Raw genomic sequence first — 23,723 nt, 5'->3', positions numbered from 1 at the left:
CCTATCTTGGTACTCAAGCAATAACCATTTATGGGACTACTGATTTTTTACGCCCTTATTTCTATTTTCTTTTCCTTTTTATGCTCCATTTTGGAGGCGGTGCTCTTGAGTATCACCCCAACCTTCATCAATGTGAAAAAGCAGGAGGGAAAAGAGTATGCCGCCACATTGGAAACCCTTAAAAAAGATGTGGACAAACCGCTCATTGCCATCCTTACCCTCAACACCGTTGCCCATACCGTGGGTGCCATTTTGGTAGGGGTACAGGCAAAAGTTGCTTATGCTGAAATGTATGGAACCACGGAGCGAACCATTTTTGGATTTTCACTGACCGAAGATTTGATGGTGGGCATTGTATCCACCCTAATGACGATACTGATCTTGGTGGCCTCCGAAATCATTCCCAAGACCATTGGCGCCACTTTTTGGAAGCAACTGGCCAACTTTACCAGCAAAGCGCTCACCATTATGGTGTTCATCCTAAAATGGACGGGGCTGTTGTGGTTGTTGCAGCTCTTCACCAAACTGGTCGGTGCCAAAGGAGAGCACGGCAGCGTATTGAGCCGGGAAGATTTTAGTGCGATGACGGAAATCGCCCACGAAGAAGGTGTTTTCAAGGAATCGGAATCCAAGATGATCAAAAACCTGCTTTATTTTGATGAAATCCTGGCGCGGGACGTAATGACCCCAAGAACGGTAATGAAAGTTGCCTCAGAAGACACGCCGATAAAGGTGTTTTTTGAAAAAAACCGACCACTGCGGTTTTCCAGAATCCCCTTGTACAAAGATCGTATGGACAACATTACCGGCTTTGTTTTAAAAGATGAAATGCTAGAGGCCATCATCAACAAAAAGGGAAGTGAAACCTTGGCCACCATCCGCAGGGAATTGTTGGTGACCAACCGAAGCAAATCCATCAATGAACTTTTCAAAAAATTTGTGCAGAAGCGGGAACACATTTCTTTGGTGGTCGACGAGTACGGTTCGGTAAGCGGGCTGGTGACCATGGAAGACGTGATAGAAACCTTGCTCGGATTCGAGATCATGGACGAAAGTGACAACGTGGAAGACCTCCAAAAGCTTGCCCGAAAGAACTGGAGCGCACGCGCAAAGCGTTTGGGGATTATTGAAGATGATAATGAAATAGAGTGATGGAAACTGCTTACGTACAGACACCTATCGGAACAGCAGAGTTGAAAGGAGATACGCTTGGACTATCTTCCGTAACCGTTTTGGAAGACAATAAACCAAACGGTACAATTCCTGATGTTTTAAAGGATGCTGCAAAGCAGTTTGAAGAATATTTTAATGGAGACCGAACGGTATTTAACCTTAAATTGAATCCGTCCGGAACCGATTTTCAGAAAAAAGTTTGGGATGCGCTTTTAAAAATTCCCTTTGGAAAAACCATTTCTTATTTGGAACTTTCCAAACAACTCGGTGACGTAAAGGCCATTCGTGCAGTAGCCTCGGCCAATGGCAAAAATCCACTTTGGATTGTGGTTCCCTGTCATCGTGTAATTGGAACCAACGGAGACCTCACAGGCTATGCAGGTGGACTGCATAGAAAAAAATGGTTATTGGAACACGAGAGTCCTGCCAAGCAGACGACTCTTTTTTAATTTTTTGCCATGCTTTATAAACTTAACCTGGAGCATATCCTTTTTTTGGATATCGAGACCGTACCCCAACACGAAAATTTCTCCGATCTGGACGAAACCGCCCAACTTTTATGGGAACAGAAAACGCAGTACCAGCGCAAAGACGAGTTCACCCCGGAAGAATTTTACGACCGCGCCGGCATTTGGGCCGAATTCGGTAAAATTGTATGTATCTCCGTGGGCTATTTTGTCCATAAGGGCGAACACCGAAATTTTAGGGTGACCTCCTTTCAAGGTGATGAAACCCAAATCCTAAAGCAGTTCAAACAACTCCTGCAAGACCATTTTAGCCAAACCAAGCACCTTTTGTGCGCGCACAACGGCAAGGAGTTCGATTTTCCGTATATCGCCCGCAGAATGATCATAAACGGCATCAATCTGCCCTATAAACTCGATTTGTTCGGAAAAAAGCCATGGGAAGTCCCCCATTTGGACACGATGGAGCTTTGGAAATTCGGTGACTATAAACATTACACCTCCTTAAAACTGCTGTCGTATGTATTGGGAATCCCCTCTCCCAAAGAAGATATGGACGGCAGCATGGTAAAGGATGTATTCTACAAGGAAAATGATATTGACCGCATCATCACCTATTGCGAACTGGATGTGGTGACCACCGCACAAGTTTTCTTGCGACTGCGCAACGAGGAACTTTTGACGGATGATGAAATTAAAAAGGTTTGATTTTAGAAGTCAGAAGTCGGAAGTCAGAAGTCGGAGGTCAGAAGTCGGAAGTCAGAAGTCGGAGGTCAGAAGTCAGAAATCAGTACGCAGTACGCAGTATTGAGTAATGAGAAAATGGTCGCTGAGCGGAGTCGAAGCGACATGATGCCAAACCGGAAGTCAGAGGTCAGAAATCAGTACGCAGTATTGAGTATTGAGAAAATGGTCGCTGAGCGTAGCCGAAGCGACATGATGCCAAATCGGATATCTTGGTTCTTGAATCTTTGCTCTTTTGTCCTTCGTCCTTCGTCCTTTGTCTTGCGTCTTGGCTCTTGATTCCACCCAACCCGCCCATTGTTCATTGTTCATTGTTCATTGTAAACCGTTCATTGAACTGACACGAATTCCACGAATTATCACGAACTCTGGATGAAGATTTCAGAAGTCAGAAGCTCGGCCGCTGAGCTTAGTCGAAGCGACATGATGCCAAATCGGAGGTCTGAAGTCAGAAATCAGAAATCAGTACGCAGTATTGAGTATTGAGGAAATGGTCGCTGAGCGTATTCGAAGCGACGTGATGCCAAATCGGAAGTCAGAGGTCGGAGGTCAGAAATCAGTACGCAGTATTGAGTATTGAGTAATGAGAAAATGGTCGCTGAGCGCCCGCCTGCCGGACGGGCAGGTAGTCGAAGCGACATGATGCCAAATCGGAAGTCTTGGTTCTTTTGTCCTTCACCCTTTGTCCTTTGTTTTTCGTCCTTTATCCAATATCTACCAAAAAAGAAAAGCCCCCCGCTTGCACGGAAGGCCTTTCAATAATTAACCATTAAAATAAATACTATCCTATTTTACAAATACGGAATGGGCATAAGAAGAGGCTTCTGAGGGCAGTTCCATAGGTTCGCCGTCTATCCACAAGGTGGCAAAATCTGACACTTCTCCTGCTACATATACAACATCGTTATCTACAAAAACTTCTTCTGCACTTCCACCATCATCGGAAAGAAATTCTACTTGGTTGTTGGTCCACAGTGCGGGCTTAGCGTTCAAAAATCCTGAACAATAAACATTTCCATTACTTACATATACAGATTTGGCTCTGCTGCTAAGTACACCACTTAATACATTCTTAGCTCCATTTTTCCAATAAACAGCACCTTCATCCTGTCCCTTTCCTGCTACAAAAACATCGCTATTGTCGTCTACAAAAACTGAATATGCATAACTAACAACATTAAACTCAAAAGATACGTCCTCCAATGGCACCTGCAGCCCGTTTTCCCAAAGTGTTGCGGCGTAAGCCTGTGCAAAACCAGTGGTTTGCGTTCCTGCCACATAAATTTTGCCTTCTTTCACATAAACAGATCCTAGTAATCCGTCTTGTGGGTCAATTATACCGCCCTCTAAAAAAGGAAGAACCTGCTCTGTACCATCCACCCATAATAAAGGTGCAAAACTACTATTTCTCCTTTCCTGGCCCGCAACATAGACCACGCCATTGTCAACATAAACAGAAGTGGCCTCGTTTTCTACAGCTTCCGAGTTCTCCGCAAGCAGGGTCACCTCCCCGTTCTTCCATAGGGCAGGGTGTTTGTTCAATTGGCCGGCCACATATACATCGTCCCCGTCCACATAAACAGATCTTGCATAACCGTTTTCTTCGGAGAGGACGGTCTTTTCCCCGTTTATCCACAAAACAGGTTGGTTGTTATCCCGCCCTGCCACATAAACGTTCGGCTGTACCACAATGGTAGAGGTCGCGCTTGCATTGTCCACGGTAACGGTAATGGTGGCCTGTCCCGCTCCAACGGCGGTAACGTTGCCCTCCTGGCCCACGGTGGCCACATCGGTGTTGTCCGAGCTCCAAACGGGGGCGCTTGTTTGCTCCACATCGGCCTCCAGTGCAAATATGGAGAGTTCCCCGGTATCGCCGGTAAACAGTTCCAAGCCTTCCTTGTCCAGTTCCAGTTTGGTCACCGGTCCGTCCACTACGCTTACGGTACAGGTGGCGGTGGTTCCGCCCACATTGGCGGTAATGGTCGTTTCCCCGATTTTCAGGGGCGTGACCAGCCCGTCCGCGTCCACGGTGGCCACGGTCTCGTCGCTGCTGCTCCACGCCACGGTGTCCTCCCCGATAGCGGTGGTGACCTCCAACATGGCGGTATAGGCAGGGTAAGGGTACAGGGTAAGGGCATCCTCGTTCAGGGCGATGCTCAACGGTGCATCCTCTTCGGTAACGGTAAAGGTGCCGGTGCTGGTGGCGATCTCACCGTCCACGGTAACGGTTATCTTGGAGCTTGTGGCGCCTGTTGGCACCTCTACCATGAGCTTGGTGGCGGTGGCGCTGCTCACGCTGGCGGCCACATCGCCGAACTTTACGGTGTTGTTGGCGGAGGTATCGTCAAAATTGGTGCCGTTTATGGTCACTTCCGTGCCCACGGCCCCGGAGGTGGGCGTAAAGCTGGTTATGGTGGGGGCGTCCCCGGTCTTGGGGGTGTCCGGCCCATCGTCCTTGCCACAGGAGAGCACGAACAGACATACGGACAGGGCCAGTGCGGCCCATGTACTGAATTTTTTCATTACAATTACATTTAAAGTTACTAATTCCAACAAAGTAAGGGCAAACGGGTGTGTTTCAGGGGTGCCAATTGACGGATGCCCCGTTTGAATTGACGGATGGGGGTTTTGGGTTCAGGAGAGGTGGAATTTTAGTATTGAGAAGTGGGAAAACGGGGTGGGCTCAGCTATCAGAGGTCGGAGGTCGGAAGTCAGAAGTCAGAAGTCGGAAGTCGGAAGCTCGGTCGCTGAGCGGAGTCGAAGCGACGTGATGCCAAATCGGAGGTCGGAAGTCAGAAGCTCGGTCGCTGAGCGGAGTCGAAGCGACATGGTGCCAAATCGGAGGTCAGAAGTCAGAAGTCGGAAGTCGGAGGTCGGAAGCTCGGTCGCTGAGCGGAGTCGAAGCGACATGATGCCAAATCGGAAGTCAGAAGTCAGTACGCAGTAAGCAGTATTGAGTATTGAGAAAATGGTCGCTGAGCGGAGTCGAAGCGACGTGGTGCCAAATCGGAGGTCAGAAGTCAGAAGTCGGAAGTCGGAAGTTGGAAGCTCGGTCGCTGAGCGTAGTCGAAGCGACATGGTGCCAAATCAGAGGTCGGAAGTCGGAAGTCTTGGTTCTTTTGTCCTTTGTCCTTCACCCTTCGTCCATCTTCCTTCGTGCTTCGTGCTAGTTCTTGTAAAACTTGGTGCTTTTAATCCCTGCATAATCCTGGACCACCAAAACATACAATCCAGCGGATAGCGAGGAAACGTTGATGGAACCTTCGGTCTTGCCTTTTTTGATCACGTTGCCAGAAGTGGTGACAATGGAGAACTCGGCATCTTTGGACAATTCTGCTTCCACGTTCAAATAATCCACGGCTGGGTTCGGGAATATGGAAATGTTCAATTCTTGGGGAACAAACATGGGTGTGTTTTCAATCAAAACGGTGTTCTCGCCGTTAAATTCAAACTCCATGGTCTCCGAAAATTCGGAAACGGCGTTTTCGGTACAAATGGCACGTACACGGGCCTCGTACATTTTCCCTTCTTCCAAAGTGGTAAGTTCAAAGTTGTTTTCCCATATCAGTTCGTTGGTCCAATTATCGGCATCAATACTTTTGTACTGGATCTCGAACAGGGTTTCATTGGCTTCGCTCCAAGAAATGGTAGCACTCCCGCCCGTCAAATTTTCCAAGGCCATATCCGAAGGGGTCTCAATGGAACAGTTGGATACCTGTGCACCGGAAACGATCAACGAGAAATCCTGAAAACCGTTCTTCAAGCTCCCCTTATGTGAGATTGTAATGGTGTAGGTGCCTTTTGCATTGTCCACCTCAACACGCTCAAACGGGTCAACTTTGTTGTCACCTTTGGTGGCGGCATCTGTGGCCTTGGCCGGGTTCAGCTTCCAAGGCAAATAGGTTTCACCGTCCTTGGTTATCCTAATATCCAGATCGTTCACCAAGGCGGCCGTGGTACTGTTCAGGTCTCCGCGGTTTATGGTTTCGGATTCCGGGTCGGTCCACGAAATGGAAGCCATCAACGGTTCATTCTCCATGGCCATTACGGTAATGGAGTACGTTTCTCCTTCGGTCAATGTTTCTTCGTTAACCATGGTGGTATAATCTTTATTTTGAAGTACTTGTGCCGCAGATTTGGCATTTATTATTCCCCAGCCCATTTTGTAGTCGGGTCCCTTTGCATCTACATCGTCGGCAGTATGAAGCGCAAGTCCCTTTAAGGTCGACGCTTTCATATAGTTGCCAAAAAGCTCTTCGTGGTATTGCTGCAACAATAACAATGACCCCGTAACCCCGGGCGCCGCCATAGAGGTCCCTGCCGAAACTTGATAACTGCTATTGGTAGCGGAGCTGGTGGAGAGGATATTCCCGCCATCACCTGCAAGGTCGGGTTTTATGCGCCCATCGTCAATAGGCCCAAAACTGCTGTATCCTGCAACCGAAGCTTTTATAAGTTCGCCATTGCCGCCTATTTCCGTATTGGCACCAGCAATGGTCAATCCATTCTTGGTGGTGGCAAAGCCCAACAGTAGATCAAATCCATCTGCTGTTTTACCGTAGAACGGGGATTCGTTATCATTGGATTTTTGGGCATTTCCTGCAGCGGTCACCATTAAATAATATGGGGCGTTGTACATGATCTTGTCCCAGTCCTGTGTAACTTTAATGTAAGCACCAAAATACCAATCCGGCACCCTGTCCGACAAGATTCCGTAGGAATGGTTGCTCAACAGCATGCCGTTGGCGGCCGCTTCGGCAACTTCGATTTTGTCCCTGCTCCAATCGTGGGTCAATGCTTGTGCGCCATAGGCAACACCTTTGGCATTGGGTTCCACACCAGCGGAAATCAAGTTACCTGTGACCAAAGTGGCATGCAGGCTTACCTCGACTGCATTGTCGGCATTTTTGGCACGGTTGTCAAATTCTTGATGCGATGTTAGCGCAACCCCGGAATCCCATACGCCCACTTCCATTCGGGTGCCGGTAAGTCCCAAGTTCAATAGGCCCTTATCGTAAAGGGTGTAAGCCCTCGAGGTTTTGGATGCTGGGTCGTTAAGCGTGGTGTAGTATAGGGGTGTTCCATCGGTACCAATGTCCTTTAATGCGATTTGCGCACCGTTTGTTTTGTTCTCCATGGCATTGGCGCCTTTGGATTTTATCAACTCGCCTATTTTTTTAAGTTTGGACTGATGCTCTATTTCCATTTCGGAAATCAAAGAGGACATTTTGCCTTGATCGTAAGAAGAACGAATCTGTTTTTTGGCAGTATCAGATTGTGCAAGCATAGAGGCTCCGCTTACAAGCGAAAGTAAAATGGTGAAGATCACTCCCTTGGCCCCTAAAGGAAATCCGTAATCCATAGTTAAGTTAAGGTAAGATTTGGACTACGAATATAATTTTATATGTAGGATTCATCGATAAAATTCCTACTTTATTCGATGAAATACATAGCTGTTTATCGATTTCTGTTGTGAAAATTAACTTTTATGTGGTGTGGGCCTATTCCTACTTTTATGTTTTGTGCTCATCCAAGAGCACGTACACCGGAAAATGGTCGCTATACCCGCCCAAATATTTATTTCCGGCATAGGTTCTAAAGGGGTTTCCTTTGTAACGCCCCTTCCATTCCTTTAAAAAACGGGGGGCAAATATGTTGGCCTTCACAAAACTGTGGGTGCCTACCTCGTAGTTCAAAAAACTGTGGGAAAGCAAAATTTGGTCAAACAAACTCCACGTTCTTTTATAATTGGCGCTCCCGGTAACGGGCGATAACAATTTTTTCATTGGGTTGATGAATCGGCCCGTACCCATGAGCGCTTTTATGCTTTGGGAATTGGGCCCGTCGTTAAAATCGCCCATCACAATGATGTTGGGATCGACCCCTGCGATCTGTTCGATCTTTTCAAGGATGGTCTTGGCCGCTTTTACACGTTTGTAGCTGGTAATATCGGCTCCCTCCCTTCGGGATGGCCAATGGTTTACAAAAATATGGACCTCTTCTTGGTGCAACTTGCCGTGCAAGTACAAAATATCCCGGGTAAGGTCGCGCTCCCCATTGGTGTTCTGCACCATCAATGGAATAGTCTCGGCACTTATTACCCCAAAGTGCTTTTTATGATAGATCAACGCCGTATCAATCCCACGTTCATCGGGCGAATCAAAATGCACAAAATCGTAGTCGATATGCCGTAACTGTTTGGCCTTCAACAACGTTTTTATCACCCGTTTGTTCTCCACTTCGGCCAATCCCACCAAAACGGGCGGGTGATGGCTCTCCTCCAATCCTATGCTGGAAATGGTACGTGAAATCTTATTGGTTTTGTTCCAAAATTTGGATTTGTTCCACCGTTTAAAGCCGTTGGGTGTAAAATCATCATCCAACAGATAAGGGTCGTCGATGGTATCAAAGAAATTTTCGAGGTTGTAGAATGCTATGGTATATCTGTTTTCCTGTTTTTGCAATGAAAAAAGTATAAGGGTTGACGAATAGAAGGGACAAAGTACAAAAATAGCTTCCAAAACATTGTGTAAATTTGCATTCTAAACCCATTTGATGCTAGAAAAGAAATCAATAGAATATGAAAAGGCGGTACTGATCGGTGTATTGAACCAGTACCAAGATGAGGACAAGGTAAAGGAATACTTGGATGAACTTGAATTTTTGACCTATACCGCTGGTGGGGAGGTCGAAAAAAGGTTTATACAACGCATAGATGTGCCCAATCCAAAGACCTATATCGGTAGCGGTAAAATGGAAGAGGTGCGCCAATTTGTAAAGGAAAACGAGATAGGCTCCGTTATTTTTGATGATGAGCTATCCCCGGCACAACAGAACAATATAGAAAAGTTGTTGAAGTGCAAGGTTTTGGACAGGACCAGCCTTATTCTCGACATTTTTGCGCAACGTGCCAAAACAAGCTATGCCCGTACGCAGGTGGAGCTGGCGCAATATGAATATTTATTGCCCAGATTGACCGGCCTTTGGACACACTTGGAGCGTCAGCGGGGTGGTATTGGAATGCGTGGACCGGGTGAAACCGAAATTGAAACGGATAGACGTATTGTTCGCGACCGGATTGCCCTTCTCAAAAAGAAACTTGCCAAAATTGACCGCCAAATGGAGACGCAGCGGGGCAACCGCGGTTCTTTGGTAAGGGTGGCTTTGGTAGGGTACACCAACGTAGGGAAGTCCACTTTAATGAACGTGATCAGTAAAAGTGATGTTTTTGCCGAAAACAAGCTCTTCGCCACACTGGATACCACGGTAAGAAAAGTGGTACTGGGCAACTTGCCCTTTTTGTTGAGCGATACGGTAGGATTCATCAGAAAGTTGCCCACACAATTGGTGGAAAGCTTCAAAAGTACTTTGGACGAGGTAAGGGAAGCCGACCTTTTGCTGCATGTGGTGGATATTTCCCACCCAAATTTTGAAGAGCACATTGACTCGGTCAACCAAATTTTGGACGAAATCGAAAGTTCGGACAAGCCCTGTATTATGGTGTTCAATAAAATCGACCAGTACCGTCCGGAGGAAATAGATGAGGATGATCTGGTGACGGAACGCACTTCGGCCCACTTTACTTTGGAGGAATGGAAAAAAACGTGGTTCAATAAAATTGGGGACAAAGCGCTTTTTATCTCTGCGCTGAACAAGGAAAACATGGACGAGTTTAGAAAACGGGTCTACGATGCGGTACGCGATATCCATGTAACCCGGTTCCCGTACAATAACTTTTTGTACCCGGAACATTTGGACGAGTATTGATCCGGGCAAACTTCCTCGACGAACAACCACTTATTTTTTATTTCACAACAATTTTGGGCCAGTTCACAACAAAAGTTTAGGCAATTACTACCCTTGGCCTACTTTCACATTGTTTTTAAGTCATTTTAGTGTCGAACGCAGATCTTCATCGATCTTAACCTACTTAGACCATGGTCTTAAAAACATAGAAAACATTTTTCACCCCACAAAAAAGCCACCGTTTCGGTGGCTTTTTTTATGCTTCATATTTAAATCAGAACTTATAGCTGAGCCCTAAGGTCCAGTAGGTCTGCAATTCGTTGTCAATCGTATCGAATGTGGCATCCGGGTTTGGAGTCGGAGCATTGTTCACGATATAGTTGAGCGTCTCTTGTTTGTTGTTCCTCAAACCAAAATCGAACCCTACTCCGATCATTTTCCATAGTTTATAGCTGAAGGAGTTGGTCCAGGTCCAGTTGCTCAGGTCGCTGCTCTTATAACTTTGGAACAGGGATAGGTTACTTTTAAAGCTCACGGCACCTATTTGTTTGGTATAATCCGCCACGATCTTGGCACCCATGGAAGATTCGAAAATATTATCCTCGCTGCTAAATACAAAGTTGTAGTTGAGCGGATGCATCACCACCACCAAATCCGGAATCGGGGTCCACGTGGCACCCACACCAAGGTCCAGATAACCGGGGTCGTTAAAGTTGCTCAAAATAGTGGTCCTGTATTCTGCAAGGGCCGAAATGGCGAATTTTTCGCTCAATTTTCTACCATATAAGGATGAAATATTGAATACATCTGTGGCTTGGCGGAAGCTATCATCGTCCGTTGGGTCGTCCTTATCATCCAGTTTTACCCAAGCGAGGTTTACATTGGCCGCGTTCCTCCAAAAGAATTTTTCTTCTTGAAGATTGGCAAAAGCATTTACGGTAAATCCGATATTACCGGATGAGTTGTTGGGAATACCTTGCGCAAACCAATTGTTGAACTGGGACAGGCTTCCACCGATGGTCCCGAAAGCACCGATCTTCCAGCCCGGTAGTGCATCCAGTTGTGCCTGTAAAGCATTTACACGAGATTGTATGGCTGCAATGGAGTCCTTTTTTGGGGCAATCTGTGCTTTGAGTTCCTCTTCTGTCTGGGCCGAGGCCATTGAAACAACAAAAAAGGACATAGCAATAAAAAGTGATTTTTTCATAGTATGGAGTTTTCTGTTTAGAACCGTAAAAGTAAGAAATGTCACCGCTTTATCCTTCAACAATGGAGAATAAGCAATAAACAATGTGATAGGGTCTGGTGGATTCAAGAACCAATACTTCAGATTTGGCATCATGTCGCTTCGACTACGCTCAGCGACCGAGCTTCCGACTTCTGACTTCTGAAATCTTCATCCAGAGTTCGTGATAATTCGTGGAATTCGTGTTGGTTCAATGAACAATAGGTGGATTAGGTGGAATCAAGAGTCAAGACGAAAGACAAAGGACGATGGACAAAGGGCGAAAGAGCAGAGATTCAAGAACCAAGACTTCCGATTTGGCATCACGTCGCTTCGACTCCGCTCAGCGACCGAGCTTCCGACTTCCGGCCTCTGACCTCTGACCCCCTCAATCCAACCCTCCAAAAACACATCAATCCACTCCAAACCCCCATCCGTCAATTCAAAAGGGGCATACGTCAATTGGTGCCTATACGCATGGCGATTTTGACTTTCCTTTGCGAAAATTAATAATCCCATAAAATAAAATGTTATGAAAAGAGTATTGTTGCAAGCCTCGCTTGTTTTATCAATTTTAATGGTTGCCCTGGGCTGTAGCAAGGACGATGCACCTGCACCGATTCCAGCTCCCTCCATTACCAATTTTACCCCGCTTTCCGGTACGGTTGGCACCATTGTGACCATCAACGGTAAAAACTTTGGAAGTACAGAAATCAACAACACGGTCAAGTTTGGAACCGTTACCGCGGAAATAACCAGTGCAACTACCACCAAAATTGAGGTAGAAGTACCCGTAGGGGCTAAAACAGGGAAAATATCCGTGGTCGCCAATGGCGATACAGCAGAAAGTACAGATGTGTTCACCGTAGAGGCGGAAACTCCCGATCTGGCCTTGAACAAATCGGCTTTGGAACTTTATACCTTGGAAGACGAAACCCTTGTTGCCAGCGGAAATGGGGGAGCGACCGTAAACTGGAGTTCCAGTGATCCGGCAGTGGCCATGGTAGATGCCAATGGCAAAGTAACCGCCGTAGGAGCTGGAAATGCCACTATTACGGCCACAGTAGGGAGCCAATCCGTAAATGCAGAAGTCACCATTGTACCCAATGTCTATATTGGAGGGTACGAGAGCAATGGAACCAACAATGTTGCCACCCTTTGGAAAAACGGTACGCAAACCGCGCTCAGCACAACTGCCGACAACTCCCAAGTAAACTCCGTTTTTGTTGTTGGGGCGGATATCTACGCTGCCGGATTCGACGGCAATACCGCTATGGTGTGGAAGAACGGGGAAGAGCTCTACAAGCTCACCAATGGTGCCAATGGCGCACGGGCCAATGGAATATATGTTGAAGGGTCCGATATTTACGCCGTAGGCGAGGAAAATATAGATGGTTTTTTTGTAGCAAAGGTTTGGAAAAATGGCAACCTTTTAAAATACATTACAAACGGGGAAACCAATGCCTATGGCAAGTCAATTTTTGTTGATGGTGTCGATATCTACGTTGCCGGACATGAAAATAACGGGGAGCTAAACATTGCCAAAGTATGGAAGAACTTTCAGGTACTACATGATCTTTCAGATGGTAGCAACCCAGCAGAGGCTTACTCCCTATTTTGGGACGGCACCGATGTACATACTGTGGGCACCGAGATCAAAGTAGGTACGTTCGTAGCTCAAATCTGGGTGAACGAAGTACTTTCCAAGGAACTTACCAATGGAACCAATAATGGATATGCCCGTTCCGTTTTTGTTGATGGCGATGATGTATATGTGGCAGGAAATGATGGCATTGCGCCAATAATATGGAAAAATGGTGAAGTATTGCACCAGTATGCCGATGGCGGAAATTATACCGAAGCCAATGCAGTTTATACCAACATCGGTAATGTGTATACATCGGGATTTGCCTACAACGGCAGCAACAATGAGGTAAAATTATGGAAGAATGATGAGGAAATGACCATTACGGACGGCTCACAAGATGCCAAGTCATTCTCTATTGTAGTCGAGTAACTTTTTTATATTTTTTTTGGTTATAATTGAGCATGAAGGGCTCCACTTTAGTGGGGCTTTTCTTTTGGGTGGATATTGGAGGAAGGACAAAGGACGAAAGACGAAGGACAAAAGACGAAGGAAGATGGACGATGGACGATGGACGAAGGATGAAAGAGCAAAGATTCAAGAACCAAGACTTCCGATTTGGCATCATGTCGCTTCGACTACGCTCAGCGGCCGAGCTTCTGACTTCTGAAATCTTCATCCAGAGTTCGTGATAATTCGTGGAATTCGTGTCGGTTCAATGAACGGTTTACAATGAACAATGAACAATGGGCGGGTTGGGTGGAATCAAGAGCCAAGACGAAGGACAAAGGATGAAGGATGAAGGGTGAAGGACAAAAGAACCAAGATATCCGATTTGGCATCATGTCGCTTCGACTACGCTCAGCGACCGAGCTTCTGACTTCTGACTTCTGACCTCCGACTTCCGACCTCCAATTTGGCATCATGTCGCTTCGACTACGCTCAGCGACCATTTTCCCATTACTCGATACTGCGTACTGCGTACTGATTTCTTACCTCCGACCTCCGACCTCCGATTTGGCATCATGTCGCTTCGACTCCGCTCAGCGACCATTTTCCCATTACTCGATACTGCGTACTGCGTACTGATTTCTGACCTCCGACCTCCGACCTCCGACTTCCGACTTCCGACCCTCCAAAAACCCAACAATCTTCTCCCAAAACCCCCATCCGTCAATTCAAACGGGGCATCCGTCAATTGGCACCCCTGAAACACACCCGTTTGCCCTTACTTTGTTGGAATCGACAACTTTAAAAACGATTATTATGAAAAAATTCAATAGATGGGCCGCACTGGCCCTGTCCGTATGCCTGTTCGTGCTCTCCTGTGGAAAGGACGATGGGCCGGACACCCCGGCCCCGAAACCAGAGGAGACCTCCCCCACCATAACCAGCTTTACGCCCCCCTCCGGGGCCGTGGGCACGGAAGTGACCATAAACGGCACCAATTTTGACGATACCCCCGCCAACAACACCGTGAAGTTCGGCGATGTGACCGCCAGCGTGAGCAGCGCCACCACCACCAAGCTCATGGTAGAGGTACCGACAGGCGCCACAAGCTCCAAGATAACCGTTACCGTGGGCGGGGAGACCGTCACCAGCACCGGCACCTTTACCGTTACCGAAGAGGATGCACCGTTGAGCATCGCCCTGAACGAGGGTGCCCTTACCCTGTACCCTTACCCTGCCTATACCGCCATGTTGGAGGTCACCACCGATATAGGGGAGAACACCGTGGCGTGGAGCAGCAGCGACGAGACCGTGGCCACCGTGGACGCGGACGGGCTGGTCACGCCCCTGAAAATCGGGGAGGCCACCATTACCGCCAATGTGGGCGAAACCACCGCCACCTGTACCGTAAGCGTAGTGGACGGACCGGTGACCAAACTGGAACTGGACAAGGAAGGCTTGGAACTGTTTACCGGCGATACCGGGGAACTCTCCATATTTGCACTGGAGGCCGATGTGGAGCAAACGAGCACGGCCGTTTGGAGCTCGGACAACACCGATGTGGCCACCGTGGACCAGGAGGGCAAGGTTACCGCAGTTGGAGCGGGACAGGCCACCATTACCGTTACCGTGGACAATGCCTCGGCCTCTTCTGCCATTGTGGTGAACCCTAACATATATATTGCTGGGAGTGAGATCAATGAAAACGATATTACCGTAGCCAAGGTATGGAAGAACGGGGAAGTGCTTTATGAGCTTTCGGACGGGATAAGCAGTAACAGCTATGCCAACGATATTTTTGTGGATGGTGATGATGTATATGTGGCCGGATGGGAAAAAAGCTTGAACCAGATATCCACCGTCACGGCCAAGGTATGGAAGAACGGGGTGCCCACTACACTTAGCGCTCCCGCCAAAGCGGAATCCATATTTGTAAGTGATGGAACGGTATATGTGGCGGGTACGACCGATAATGGTACAAAAGGGGCAATTTGGAAAAATGGTGTATTGGAACTGTTACCCACGGAAAATGAGGAGGTCACAATCAATTCTATTTTTATAGAGGACAACAAAGTATATGTGGTAGGTTCCGATTATATTGATGATGGATTAAGAGCTAAACAATGGGTGGATGGCGAGGTAACCTATCTTTCGCAAACAGAATCAGAAGCAAAATCGGTTTTTGTAAGCGATGGAACGGTATATGTGGTTGGTAGCGAAGGAAACTATCCCAACCATAAGGCCACTGTTTGGGTAAATGGCGATAAAGTCTCCGGAGCGGCGCCATCTTATGCGACAGATATTTTTGTTGAAAATGAGGATATTTACACTTCCCTATGGTTCAATGGTGATTCACAGATATATAAAAATGGTGGTTTGCTTTATGATCTTTCCTCTGAAAGCGAAACATTTGTTACATCAATATTTGTTCTCAATGGGGTTGTTTATTCTGCGGGATCATTTTATGGGCAAGGTGGTTATTATCCCAAATATTGGATCAATGATGAATTATTTGAAATTGATGCGACCGCATCAGAGCAAGGTTTTTCCATTTTCGTAAAGTAAATTTATTTTCTTTAATTTAAATAGGTTAAGAAGGCCTTCCGTACAAGCGGGGGGCTTTTCTTTTGGGGGGATATTGGACGAAGGATGAAGGATGAAAGAGCAAAGATTCAAGAACCAAGACGCAAGACAAAGGACAATGGACGATGGACGAAGGACAAAAGAACCAAGACTTCCGATTTGGCATCATGTCGCTTCGGCTACGCTCAGCGACCATTTTCTCATTACTCAATACTCAATACTGCGTACTGATTTCTGACTTACGACTTCTGACGTCTGACTTACGACCTCCGACCTCCGATTTGGCATCACGTCGCTTCGACTACGCTCAGCGACCATTTTCTCATTACTCAATACTGCGTACTGATTTCTGACTTCCGACTTCTTCATCGAGAGTTTGTGTTAATTCGTGGAATTCGTGTCAGTTCAATGAACAGTTTACAATGAACAATGGGCGGGTTGGGAGGAATCAAGAGCCAAGACACAAGAGCAAGGACGATGGACAAAGGACGAAGGATGAAAGAGCAAAGATTCAAGAACCAAGACTTCAGATTTGGCATCATGTCTCTTCGACTACGCTCAGCGACCATTTTCTCAATACTCAATACTGCGTACTGCGCACTGATTTCTGACTTCAGACTTCTGACGTCTGACTTACGACCTCCGACCTCTGACTTCCGATTTGGCATCATGTTGCTTCGGCTACGCTCAGCGACCGAGCTTCGGACTTCCGACTTCCGCCCTCTGACTACTTTTTAAAAAGTTCGTGATAATTCGTGGAATTCGTGTGGGTTTGGTTAACAATTACCCATGAGTAATGAGCAATACCATACGTTGAAGTTGCCCATTTATCGATAAGGATCATAACAGAACAGTCACTCTGTTTTTGTGTGCGGTTGAACGGGAACTTGCCACAAAAAATCGAGAAAATTGAGCTTTTTTAAGCTAAATCAAGGTTTTAAGGCATTCTGCACATAAAAGAACAAATGGACTTTCCAAGGTAATTATCGATGATGGGCCATATGGTTTCAGCTTCCTCTGCGTCCTGCAGGCGGGCGCTGAGCGACCGAACTGTCTTACTGGGCAAATCGAAGTATCTCAAGAAACCAATATCGCTTCGACTACGCTCAGCGACCATCCTCTGACTACTGACTACTGACTACTGACTACTGACTACTGACTACTAAAAACTACTTCTTTCTTTTGAACAAGGGCACAGAGGAACAGGCTTCGCCGTACATCACGCTTTTCGCCACTTCTTGTATCTTGGCCACGGCCATGAGGTACGCATTTTCTGGAACAGGTTTGTTGGAACACCCCTTTATGATCACGGGTTTGTCCGCCAAGTCGCTGACATCCAGCTTTTCCAAAATGGATTGGTAAAGTGCCGTTTCTAAATTTTCCAAACTTCCTTGCACCACCTTTTTAGCGTAGGGCTGCAATTTGGAAGCTATCAACATAAAGGCCCAACCCGGGATAATCGCATCCGAAGAACATTGTAAGGCCACGTAAGCATCTTGGTAGGCCGACCAGTCGTGCGCATCTATGTGGGCACGGAACTCTTTTTCACGTAAAATAAAGCCTTCGTACAACCAATCCTTAATGTCCAGCACCCTTCGTTCCCCTTTTGGATAATAGTCCTCCAGGTTGAAGGTAATCAACTTGCTCTGGGCTACTCTGTTTATTATTTCTTTATCCATAGTTGTCATTCCTGCGAAGGCGTGGATCCTTTACAATTTTTGATTCCGGGACCTAAATCTTTGCGCCGATGATGTTTTTTGATGCTTGGTCTTTCTTCCTTTTACCCGTTTTCTCCACAACTCAAAAGAAGACCGTTTAAGACTGTTCCGCATCACTTCGCGAACATCGTTCTCTTTTAGGCCGAACTGGTATTCAATGGCCTCGAATGGAGTTCTATCCTCCCAAGCCATTTCAATAATTCTATCGATTTGTCTTGTGGTCATTCTATATGGGTATTTTAAAGCAATCCCAGTTCCAATTTGGCCTCTTCGCTCATCAGCTCTTGGGTCCAAGGCGGGTCAAACGTGATTTCCACCTCCACATCCTTCAAAACGTCAATGGACTTTACCTTCTCCTCTACTTCCACTGGCAGGGTTTCGGCCACCGGGCAGTTGGGCGATGTTAGGGTCATCAGGATCTTTACTTCGTATTCTTCGTTCACGAACACATCGTATATCAAGCCCAGTTCGTAAATATCCACAGGAATTTCCGGGTCGTAAATGGTCTTGAGCACCTTTACGATTTTCTCGCCCAGTTCTTGTGTATCTATGGTAGTTTCTTCGCTCATTCTAAGTTATTTTAACTGTGTTTGATAGGCAACGGCATACAATTTCAATTGCTTGATCATACTTACCAATCCGTTCGCGCGCGTTGGCGACAAATGTTCCTTAAGACCGATCTCATCGATATATTGGGTGTCCGCATCAATGATATCTTGGGGCTTTTGATTGCTGAACGCCCTTACCAAAATGGCAATGATGCCTTTTGTGATGATGGCATCGCTATCCGCCGTGAAAACCAACTTGTCCCCATCCAGTTCGGCATGCACCCAAACTTTGCTTTGGCAACCTTTGATCAGGTTGTCATCCGTTTTGTATTGTTCCTCTATCAAAGGAAGTGATTTTCCGAGCTCGATCATGTATTCGTAACGCTGCATCCAGTCGTCGAACATGGAGAACTCATCTATAATTTCTTCCTGTATCTCTTTTATGGTCATGCTGTGGTTTTGTTCAAAAGTACAACTCGGCGGGCTGCCATTCAAGTCTTTATGATAATGATAACGGTTTGGCTACAGCAACATGTTCCTTGCACGCCTAACACCTTCCACCAACTTGTCCACTTCATCCTTGGTGTTGTAAAAGCTAAAACTGGCCCTTACCGTACCGGGAATCTTGTAAAAATCCATAATGGGTTGGGCGCAGTGGTGCCCCGTTCTTACGGCAATGCCCAACTTGTCAACAATGGTCCCAATGTCGTAGGGATGGATTCCTTCAATGTTAAAGGAAATCACCGAAGTTTTGTGCGCTGCGGTTCCGTAGATCTTTAACCCATCAATGGTAAGCAGTTGTTCCGTGGCGTAATTCAAAAGTTCATCTTCGTACTGGTCAATGGCCTCAAAACCGATGCTGTTCATATAATCCAAAGCGGCACCAAAGGCAATACCTCCACAAATGTTGGGCGTACCCGCTTCAAATTTATGGGGCAGGTCGGCATAGGTGGTTTTTTCAAAGGTCACCTCAGCGATCATTTCCCCACCTCCTTGATATGGTGGTAATTTTTTGAGCCATTCCTCTTTGCCGTACAATATCCCGACTCCGGTAGGTCCGCACATTTTATGGGCGGAAACGGTATAAAAGTCAACATCCAAGGCCTGCAAATCAGCTTTAATGTGCGCTGCTGCCTGTGCACCGTCCACCAAAACCGAGGCTCCCACTTTGTGGGCAGCATCGATGATATCCTTTATTGGATTGATGGTTCCCAAGGCATTTGACACGTGGTTACAGAAGACCAGTTTTGTCTTGTTTGACAACAAATTATGATACTCATCCATAATCAGCTCGCCCTCCAGACTCATTGGAATGACTTTGAGCACTGCCCCAGTGCGTTCGCAAAGCATTTGCCATGGCACAATATTGGAATGGTGCTCCATCGCCGATACCAAAATCTCATCGCCTTCTTTCAAAAATGAAGTGAATCCATTGGCAACCAAATTGATGCTGTCCGTGGTTCCTGAAGTTAAAATAACCTCGTAGGGATGGGCTATGTTAAAGTGCTTTTGGATTTTTTGGCGTGCTGCTTCGTAAGCATCGGTCGCTTCTTGGGACAAGGTATGTACCCCACGGTGGATGTTGGCATTGTACCTTTGGTAATAATCAACAATGGCATCAATTACCTGCTGTGGTGTCTGCGATGTTGCTGCATTGTCCAAATACACCAAAGGCTGCCCATTGACCTCTCTTTGGAGGATGGGAAAATCCTTTCGAATGGCCGGTATGTCCAAAGTGGTCTCTATCATTGTAACGTTGAGGTAAAAATATTCTGCTTACAGGTCAAAACCCATACGAACTCCCAATTTGTTGGCAATAATCTTGTTGATTCGCGCCTTAAGCTCGGGAATACGGACACTCTCCAAAACGTTGTTGGCAAAAGCGTACATCATCAAAGCTTTGGCTTCTTTTTTCGGGATTCCCCTTGATCTTAGGTAAAAGAGTGCTTCTTGGTCCAACTGACCAATGGTGCATCCGTGCGAACATTTTACATCGTCCGCAAAGATTTCCAGCTGTGGCTTTGAATTGATCGTCGATTTATCGCTCAACAAAATATTGTTGTTTTGCTGAAAGGCATCCGTTTTCTGGGCAATCTTGTCCACAATGATTTTTCCATTGAACACCCCTGTGGAACTGTCACCGAAAATTCCTTTGTAGTCTTGATGGCTCTCGCAATTGGGCTGTGCATGGTGCACCAAGGTATGATGGTCCACGTGCTGTTTGTCCCCAAGAATGGTAATCCCTTTCAAAGTAGAATCGATGCGCTCCCCGTTCTGATAAAAGTTCAGATTGTTTCGAATCAGTTTTCCGCCCAAAGAGAAGGTATGCACCCTCACAACACTGCTATCCTTCTGAGAAATATAGGTGTTGTCCACCAATGAAGCGGTGGGCTCATCGTTCTGAACCTTGTAGTAGTCCACAATGGCATCCTTTCCCGCGAAAATCTCGGTCACGGAATTCGTGAACACTTCGTTGCCCGTCAAACTTTGATGACGTTCTATAATCTGAACCTCAGCATTGTCCTCCGCTACGATCAAGTTACGAGGTTGCAACATCAAAGCTGCCTCGTTGCCCGTGGCCAAATGCAAAATTTGGATGGGCTTTTTGGGCATTTTGTTCTTTGGTATGTAAATATACGCTCCCTCTTTACTGAAAGCGGTGTTCAAGGAGGTCAACGACTCATCTTTGGAGGCCGCTTTGTTGAAATACACCTCTATCACTTGCTTGAACATCGGCTTACTGAAGGCCGAACTCATCAAACAGACATCCACACCATCATGTGTTGTTTCAGAGAGGTAAGAACTGTACACCCCATCAACAAACACAATTTTGTAGGTGTCTATCTCGTGCAGGAAGTACTTTTTGACATCTTTATATTCCAATGTGGTCTCATGCTTTGGAAAGATGCTGAAATCTATCTTTTGCAGGCCTTTCAACGAAGTATACTTCCAAGCTTCATCCTTTTTGGTCGGGAAGCCTTTGGTCTCAAAGTTCTTTATGGCATTAGATCGTTCCTCATGTACTGGATGATCTAAATCCAGGCCATCTTCAAAAGCCATAAAAGAGGAGACTAATTTTTCCTTTAAATCCATATTTTTTTCAGTTATCAGTTATCAGCTTTCAGTTATAGGTTTTCTAAAATCTGATGTCTGAAGTCTTACATCTGTTTTTTAAACCGCGGCTTCTTCTTTTAACCAATCGTATCCTTTTTCTTCCAGCTCCAAGGCCAGTTCCTTGGTTCCGGATTTAACGATTTTGCCATTGTGCAATACGTGGACAAAATCGGGAACGATATATTCCAACAATCGTTGGTAGTGGGTAATAACGATAATGGCGTTGTCCTTGCCGCGCAATTTGTTGACACCATTGGCCACGATACGAAGTGCGTCGATATCCAAACCGGAATCGGTCTCGTCCAAAATGGCCAATTTGGGTTCCATCATCGCCATTTGAAAGATTTCGTTTCGCTTCTTCTCACCTCCGGAGAACCCTTCGTTCAAGGAACGGGAGAGAAACTTTCTGTCGATTTCCAACATTTCGGACTTCTCGCGAATTTTCTTTAGCATTTCGTTGGCGGGCATATCTTCCAGGCCTTGTGCTTTTCTGGACTCATTGATGGCCGTTTTCATAAAGTTGGTCACGGACACCCCGGGGATTTCCACTGGGTATTGGAAAGAAAGAAATACGCCTTTGTGGGCTCTCTCCTCTGGGGAAAGTTCTTCCAAATCCTCTCCTTCCATTAGGATGCTTCCTTCTCCTACCTCAAATTCCTCTTGACCTGCGATTACTTCGGCCAAGGTACTTTTACCTGAACCGTTAGGGCCCATTATGGCGTGTACCTCACCTGCATTTACCTTTAGGTTGATTCCCTTGAGGATTTCTTTATCGTCTACGCTTGCGTGTAAGTTCTTGATTTCTAACATTTTGTAAAATTATGTTCTTTCCTATAAATTTTAATTTCGACTTCGCTCAATCACCAAGTCATATTGGGTAGCTGAGAGCAGTCGAAGCTATCCTACAGAGCCTTCCAAACTGATTTCCAATAGTTTTTGTGCCTCCACGGCAAACTCCATCGGTAATTTGTTCAACACTTCCTTGCTAAAACCGTTCACGATCAATGCAATGGCCTTTTCAGTATCGATACCCCTTTGATTGCAATAGAAAATCTGGTCCTCGCCAATTTTACTCGTGGTGGCCTCGTGTTCTATCTGTGCAGTCTTGTTCTTAGCTTCGATATAAGGGAAGGTATGTGCTCCGCAACGGTTGCCCATCAACAGGGAATCGCATTGGGAGAAGTTCCTCGCGTTTTCGGCACGACTGTTCACCTGTACCAATCCGCGGTAGCTATTTTGTGACTGTCCCGCAGAAATACCTTTGGAGATGATGGTACTCTTGGTGTTCTTGCCCAAATGGACCATTTTGGTCCCGGTATCCGCTTGTTGGAAGTTGTTTGTCACTGCGATGGAGTAGAACTCACCGATTGAGTAATCCCCCTTCAAAATACAAGATGGGTATTTCCATGTTACTGCCGAACCTGTCTCAACCTGTGTCCAAGAAATTTTGGCGTGCTTTTCGCAAAGTCCGCGTTTGGTCACAAAATTGTAGACCCCACCTTTTCCTTCCTTGTTCCCAGGGAACCAGTTTTGAACGGTGGAGTATTTGATTTCCGCATTGTCCAAAGCAATCAATTCCACAACGGCCGCGTGCAATTGGTTTTCATCACGCATCGGGGCGGTACAGCCTTCCAAGTAACTTACGTAACTGCCTTCTTCAGCAATTACCAAAGTTCTTTCGAACTGACCGGTTCCTGCTTGGTTGATCCGGAAATAGGTGGAAAGCTCCATCGGACACCTTACCCCTTTTGGAATGTAGCAGAAAGATCCATCGGAAAATACCGCTGAATTCAATGCTGCGTAGAAATTATCTTTTTTGGGAACTACGGTTCCAAGGTATTTCTTCACCAATTCCGGATGTTCCTTTATCGCTTCGGAAATGGAACAGAAAATAATGCCTTTTTCGGCCAATGTCTTTTTGAACGTAGTGGCCACCGAAACGGAATCCATTACAATGTCCACGGCAACACCTGCCAGTTTTTTCTGCTCGTCCACGGAGATGCCCAACTTTTTGAAGGTTTCCAACAATTCTGGGTCTACTTCGTCCAAACTGTCGTACTTCGGTTTTTTGTTGGGAGCCGAATAATAGGAAATGTCCTGAAAGTCAGGTTTTTTGTATTTCACATTGGCCCACTCGGGTTCCTCCATTTCTTGCCAAGCACGAAAAGCTTCCAATCGCCACTCCGTCATCCATTCCGGTTCTTCCTTCTTTTTGGAAATGGCAATCACGATGTCCTCGTTCAACCCTTTAGGCAGGGTATCCGATTCAATATCCGTGTAGAAACCGTACTCGTACTCTTTGGTCTCCAGTTCTTTTTTTAATTCTTCCTCTGTATAAGCCATATATTGTCTCAGTTAAAAGTTAAAAAGTCA

The 23,723-nt window shown here is 46.3% G+C and carries 19 protein-coding genes; 7 read left to right on the top strand and 12 right to left on the bottom strand.

Annotated features, from left to right (window positions below; translation table 11 throughout):
* Positions 1-30: 30 nt before the first annotated feature.
* Genes GVT53_RS18040 through GVT53_RS18030 form a run of 3 tightly spaced genes read left to right on the top strand, consistent with a single transcriptional unit; the run spans position 31 to position 2,345 of the window.
* Complete coding sequence (locus tag GVT53_RS18040; protein ID WP_166249875.1) at positions 31-1,152, top strand: CNNM domain-containing protein; 1,122 nt, start codon at positions 31-33, stop codon at positions 1,150-1,152.
* On the top strand, positions 1,152-1,622 hold the full coding sequence (locus GVT53_RS18035; protein WP_166249874.1) for a methylated-DNA--[protein]-cysteine S-methyltransferase: 471 nt from the start codon (positions 1,152-1,154) through the stop codon (positions 1,620-1,622). The genes GVT53_RS18040 and GVT53_RS18035 overlap by 1 nt, the downstream gene beginning before the upstream one ends.
* Positions 1,623-1,631: 9 nt before the next feature.
* Positions 1,632-2,345 carry a 3'-5' exonuclease gene (locus GVT53_RS18030; protein WP_166249873.1) on the top strand — a complete coding sequence of 238 codons (714 nt, stop codon included), beginning with the start codon at positions 1,632-1,634 and terminating at the stop codon, positions 2,343-2,345.
* 822 nt (positions 2,346-3,167) lie between these two features.
* Here GVT53_RS18030 and GVT53_RS18025 read toward each other — a convergent pair.
* The 3 genes from GVT53_RS18025 to GVT53_RS18015 all read right to left on the bottom strand — a co-directional run bounded on the left by GVT53_RS18025 (position 3,168) and on the right by GVT53_RS18015 (position 8,845).
* Positions 3,168-4,904, bottom strand: coding sequence for an Ig-like domain-containing protein (locus tag GVT53_RS18025; RefSeq protein ID WP_166249872.1), 1,737 nt, complete (start codon positions 4,902-4,904; stop codon positions 3,168-3,170).
* 643 nt (positions 4,905-5,547) lie between these two features.
* Complete coding sequence (locus GVT53_RS18020; RefSeq protein WP_166249871.1) at positions 5,548-7,743, bottom strand: S8 family serine peptidase; 2,196 nt, start codon at positions 7,741-7,743, stop codon at positions 5,548-5,550.
* A gap of 151 nt (positions 7,744-7,894) precedes the next feature.
* Positions 7,895-8,845, bottom strand: coding sequence for an endonuclease/exonuclease/phosphatase family protein (locus GVT53_RS18015; protein ID WP_166249870.1), 951 nt, complete (start codon positions 8,843-8,845; stop codon positions 7,895-7,897).
* Between the two features lie 91 nt (positions 8,846-8,936).
* Between GVT53_RS18015 and hflX the strand changes: the two genes are divergently transcribed.
* Entirely contained in the window at positions 8,937-10,148 is a 1,212-nt protein-coding gene (gene hflX / locus GVT53_RS18010) for a GTPase HflX (protein ID WP_166249869.1), read from the top strand.
* A 253-nt stretch (positions 10,149-10,401) separates the two neighbouring features.
* On the opposite strand, the gene GVT53_RS18005 is transcribed toward hflX, so the two are convergent.
* Positions 10,402-11,334 carry a DUF3078 domain-containing protein gene (locus GVT53_RS18005; RefSeq protein ID WP_166249868.1) on the bottom strand — a complete coding sequence of 311 codons (933 nt, stop codon included), beginning with the start codon at positions 11,332-11,334 and terminating at the stop codon, positions 10,402-10,404.
* Positions 11,335-11,884: 550 nt separating this feature from the next.
* Between GVT53_RS18005 and GVT53_RS18000 the strand changes: the two genes are divergently transcribed.
* From GVT53_RS18000 to GVT53_RS17990, 3 genes are all read left to right on the top strand, one after another.
* Positions 11,885-13,369 (top strand): IPT/TIG domain-containing protein, encoded by a 1,485-nt coding sequence (locus tag GVT53_RS18000; protein ID WP_166249867.1) that lies wholly within the window; start codon positions 11,885-11,887, stop codon positions 13,367-13,369.
* 32 nt (positions 13,370-13,401) lie between these two features.
* Positions 13,402-13,629, top strand: a complete 228-nt coding sequence (locus GVT53_RS17995; protein WP_166249866.1) for a hypothetical protein — start codon at positions 13,402-13,404, stop codon at positions 13,627-13,629.
* 574 nt (positions 13,630-14,203) lie between these two features.
* Entirely contained in the window at positions 14,204-15,952 is a 1,749-nt protein-coding gene (locus tag GVT53_RS17990; protein WP_166249865.1) for an Ig-like domain-containing protein, read from the top strand.
* Positions 15,953-17,139: 1,187 nt separating this feature from the next.
* Here the strand turns inward: GVT53_RS17990 and GVT53_RS17985 are convergent.
* From GVT53_RS17985 to sufB, 8 genes are all read right to left on the bottom strand, one after another.
* Positions 17,140-17,649: a DUF2480 family protein gene (locus tag GVT53_RS17985; protein ID WP_166249864.1), complete on the bottom strand. Its 510-nt coding sequence runs from the start codon at positions 17,647-17,649 to the stop codon at positions 17,140-17,142.
* A gap of 30 nt (positions 17,650-17,679) precedes the next feature.
* Positions 17,680-17,913 carry a TIGR03643 family protein gene (locus tag GVT53_RS17980; protein WP_166249863.1) on the bottom strand — a complete coding sequence of 78 codons (234 nt, stop codon included), beginning with the start codon at positions 17,911-17,913 and terminating at the stop codon, positions 17,680-17,682.
* Between the two features lie 14 nt (positions 17,914-17,927).
* Positions 17,928-18,257, bottom strand: coding sequence for an iron-sulfur cluster assembly protein (locus GVT53_RS17975; RefSeq protein ID WP_100816841.1), 330 nt, complete (start codon positions 18,255-18,257; stop codon positions 17,928-17,930).
* A gap of 6 nt (positions 18,258-18,263) precedes the next feature.
* On the bottom strand, positions 18,264-18,686 hold the full coding sequence (locus tag GVT53_RS17970; RefSeq protein WP_166249862.1) for a SufE family protein: 423 nt from the start codon (positions 18,684-18,686) through the stop codon (positions 18,264-18,266).
* A 72-nt stretch (positions 18,687-18,758) separates the two neighbouring features.
* Complete coding sequence (locus GVT53_RS17965) at positions 18,759-19,985, bottom strand: aminotransferase class V-fold PLP-dependent enzyme (protein WP_240905075.1); 1,227 nt, start codon at positions 19,983-19,985, stop codon at positions 18,759-18,761.
* A gap of 27 nt (positions 19,986-20,012) precedes the next feature.
* Complete coding sequence (gene sufD / locus GVT53_RS17960; protein WP_166249861.1) at positions 20,013-21,329, bottom strand: Fe-S cluster assembly protein SufD; 1,317 nt, start codon at positions 21,327-21,329, stop codon at positions 20,013-20,015.
* 78 nt (positions 21,330-21,407) lie between these two features.
* The gene (gene sufC / locus GVT53_RS17955; protein ID WP_166249860.1) at positions 21,408-22,160 is read right to left on the bottom strand and encodes a Fe-S cluster assembly ATPase SufC; all 753 of its coding nucleotides are present in this window, start codon (positions 22,158-22,160) and stop codon (positions 21,408-21,410) included.
* Positions 22,161-22,247: 87 nt separating this feature from the next.
* Positions 22,248-23,693 carry a Fe-S cluster assembly protein SufB gene (sufB, locus tag GVT53_RS17950; protein WP_166249859.1) on the bottom strand — a complete coding sequence of 482 codons (1,446 nt, stop codon included), beginning with the start codon at positions 23,691-23,693 and terminating at the stop codon, positions 22,248-22,250.
* Positions 23,694-23,723: the final 30 nt, after the last annotated feature.

Origin of the sequence: Flagellimonas oceani, from assembly GCF_011068285.1 — a bacterium.
In the GTDB taxonomy this organism is placed as follows: Bacteria; Bacteroidota; Bacteroidia; order Flavobacteriales; family Flavobacteriaceae; genus Flagellimonas; species Flagellimonas oceani.
The sequence above is the reverse complement of the archived record's forward strand: the minus strand, read 5'-3'. Positions and strand labels throughout refer to the sequence as shown.

Bases quoted from the DNA above. Each gene is read 5' to 3' on its own strand.
- GVT53_RS17965 (WP_240905075.1), bottom strand. From the start codon at position 19,985: ATGATAGAGACCACTTTGGACATACCGGCCATTCGAAAGGATTTTCCC.
- GVT53_RS17970 (WP_166249862.1), bottom strand. From the start codon at position 18,686: ATGACCATAAAAGAGATACAGGAAGAAATTATAGATGAGTTCTCCATG.
- GVT53_RS18000 (WP_166249867.1), top strand. From the start codon at position 11,885: ATGAAAAGAGTATTGTTGCAAGCCTCGCTTGTTTTATCAATTTTAATG.
- sufC (WP_166249860.1), bottom strand. From the start codon at position 22,160: ATGTTAGAAATCAAGAACTTACACGCAAGCGTAGACGATAAAGAAATC.
- GVT53_RS17980 (WP_166249863.1), bottom strand. From the start codon at position 17,913: ATGACCACAAGACAAATCGATAGAATTATTGAAATGGCTTGGGAGGAT.
- GVT53_RS18025 (WP_166249872.1), bottom strand. From the start codon at position 4,904: ATGAAAAAATTCAGTACATGGGCCGCACTGGCCCTGTCCGTATGTCTG.
- GVT53_RS18035 (WP_166249874.1), top strand. From the start codon at position 1,152: ATGGAAACTGCTTACGTACAGACACCTATCGGAACAGCAGAGTTGAAA.
- hflX (WP_166249869.1), top strand. From the start codon at position 8,937: ATGCTAGAAAAGAAATCAATAGAATATGAAAAGGCGGTACTGATCGGT.
- GVT53_RS17995 (WP_166249866.1), top strand. From the start codon at position 13,402: ATGAAGGGCTCCACTTTAGTGGGGCTTTTCTTTTGGGTGGATATTGGA.
- GVT53_RS17975 (WP_100816841.1), bottom strand. From the start codon at position 18,257: ATGAGCGAAGAAACTACCATAGATACACAAGAACTGGGCGAGAAAATC.
- GVT53_RS17990 (WP_166249865.1), top strand. From the start codon at position 14,204: ATGAAAAAATTCAATAGATGGGCCGCACTGGCCCTGTCCGTATGCCTG.
- sufD (WP_166249861.1), bottom strand. From the start codon at position 21,329: ATGGATTTAAAGGAAAAATTAGTCTCCTCTTTTATGGCTTTTGAAGAT.
- GVT53_RS18030 (WP_166249873.1), top strand. From the start codon at position 1,632: ATGCTTTATAAACTTAACCTGGAGCATATCCTTTTTTTGGATATCGAG.
- GVT53_RS18005 (WP_166249868.1), bottom strand. From the start codon at position 11,334: ATGAAAAAATCACTTTTTATTGCTATGTCCTTTTTTGTTGTTTCAATG.
- GVT53_RS18040 (WP_166249875.1), top strand. From the start codon at position 31: ATGGGACTACTGATTTTTTACGCCCTTATTTCTATTTTCTTTTCCTTT.
- GVT53_RS18020 (WP_166249871.1), bottom strand. From the start codon at position 7,743: ATGGATTACGGATTTCCTTTAGGGGCCAAGGGAGTGATCTTCACCATT.
- sufB (WP_166249859.1), bottom strand. From the start codon at position 23,693: ATGGCTTATACAGAGGAAGAATTAAAAAAAGAACTGGAGACCAAAGAG.
- GVT53_RS17985 (WP_166249864.1), bottom strand. From the start codon at position 17,649: ATGGATAAAGAAATAATAAACAGAGTAGCCCAGAGCAAGTTGATTACC.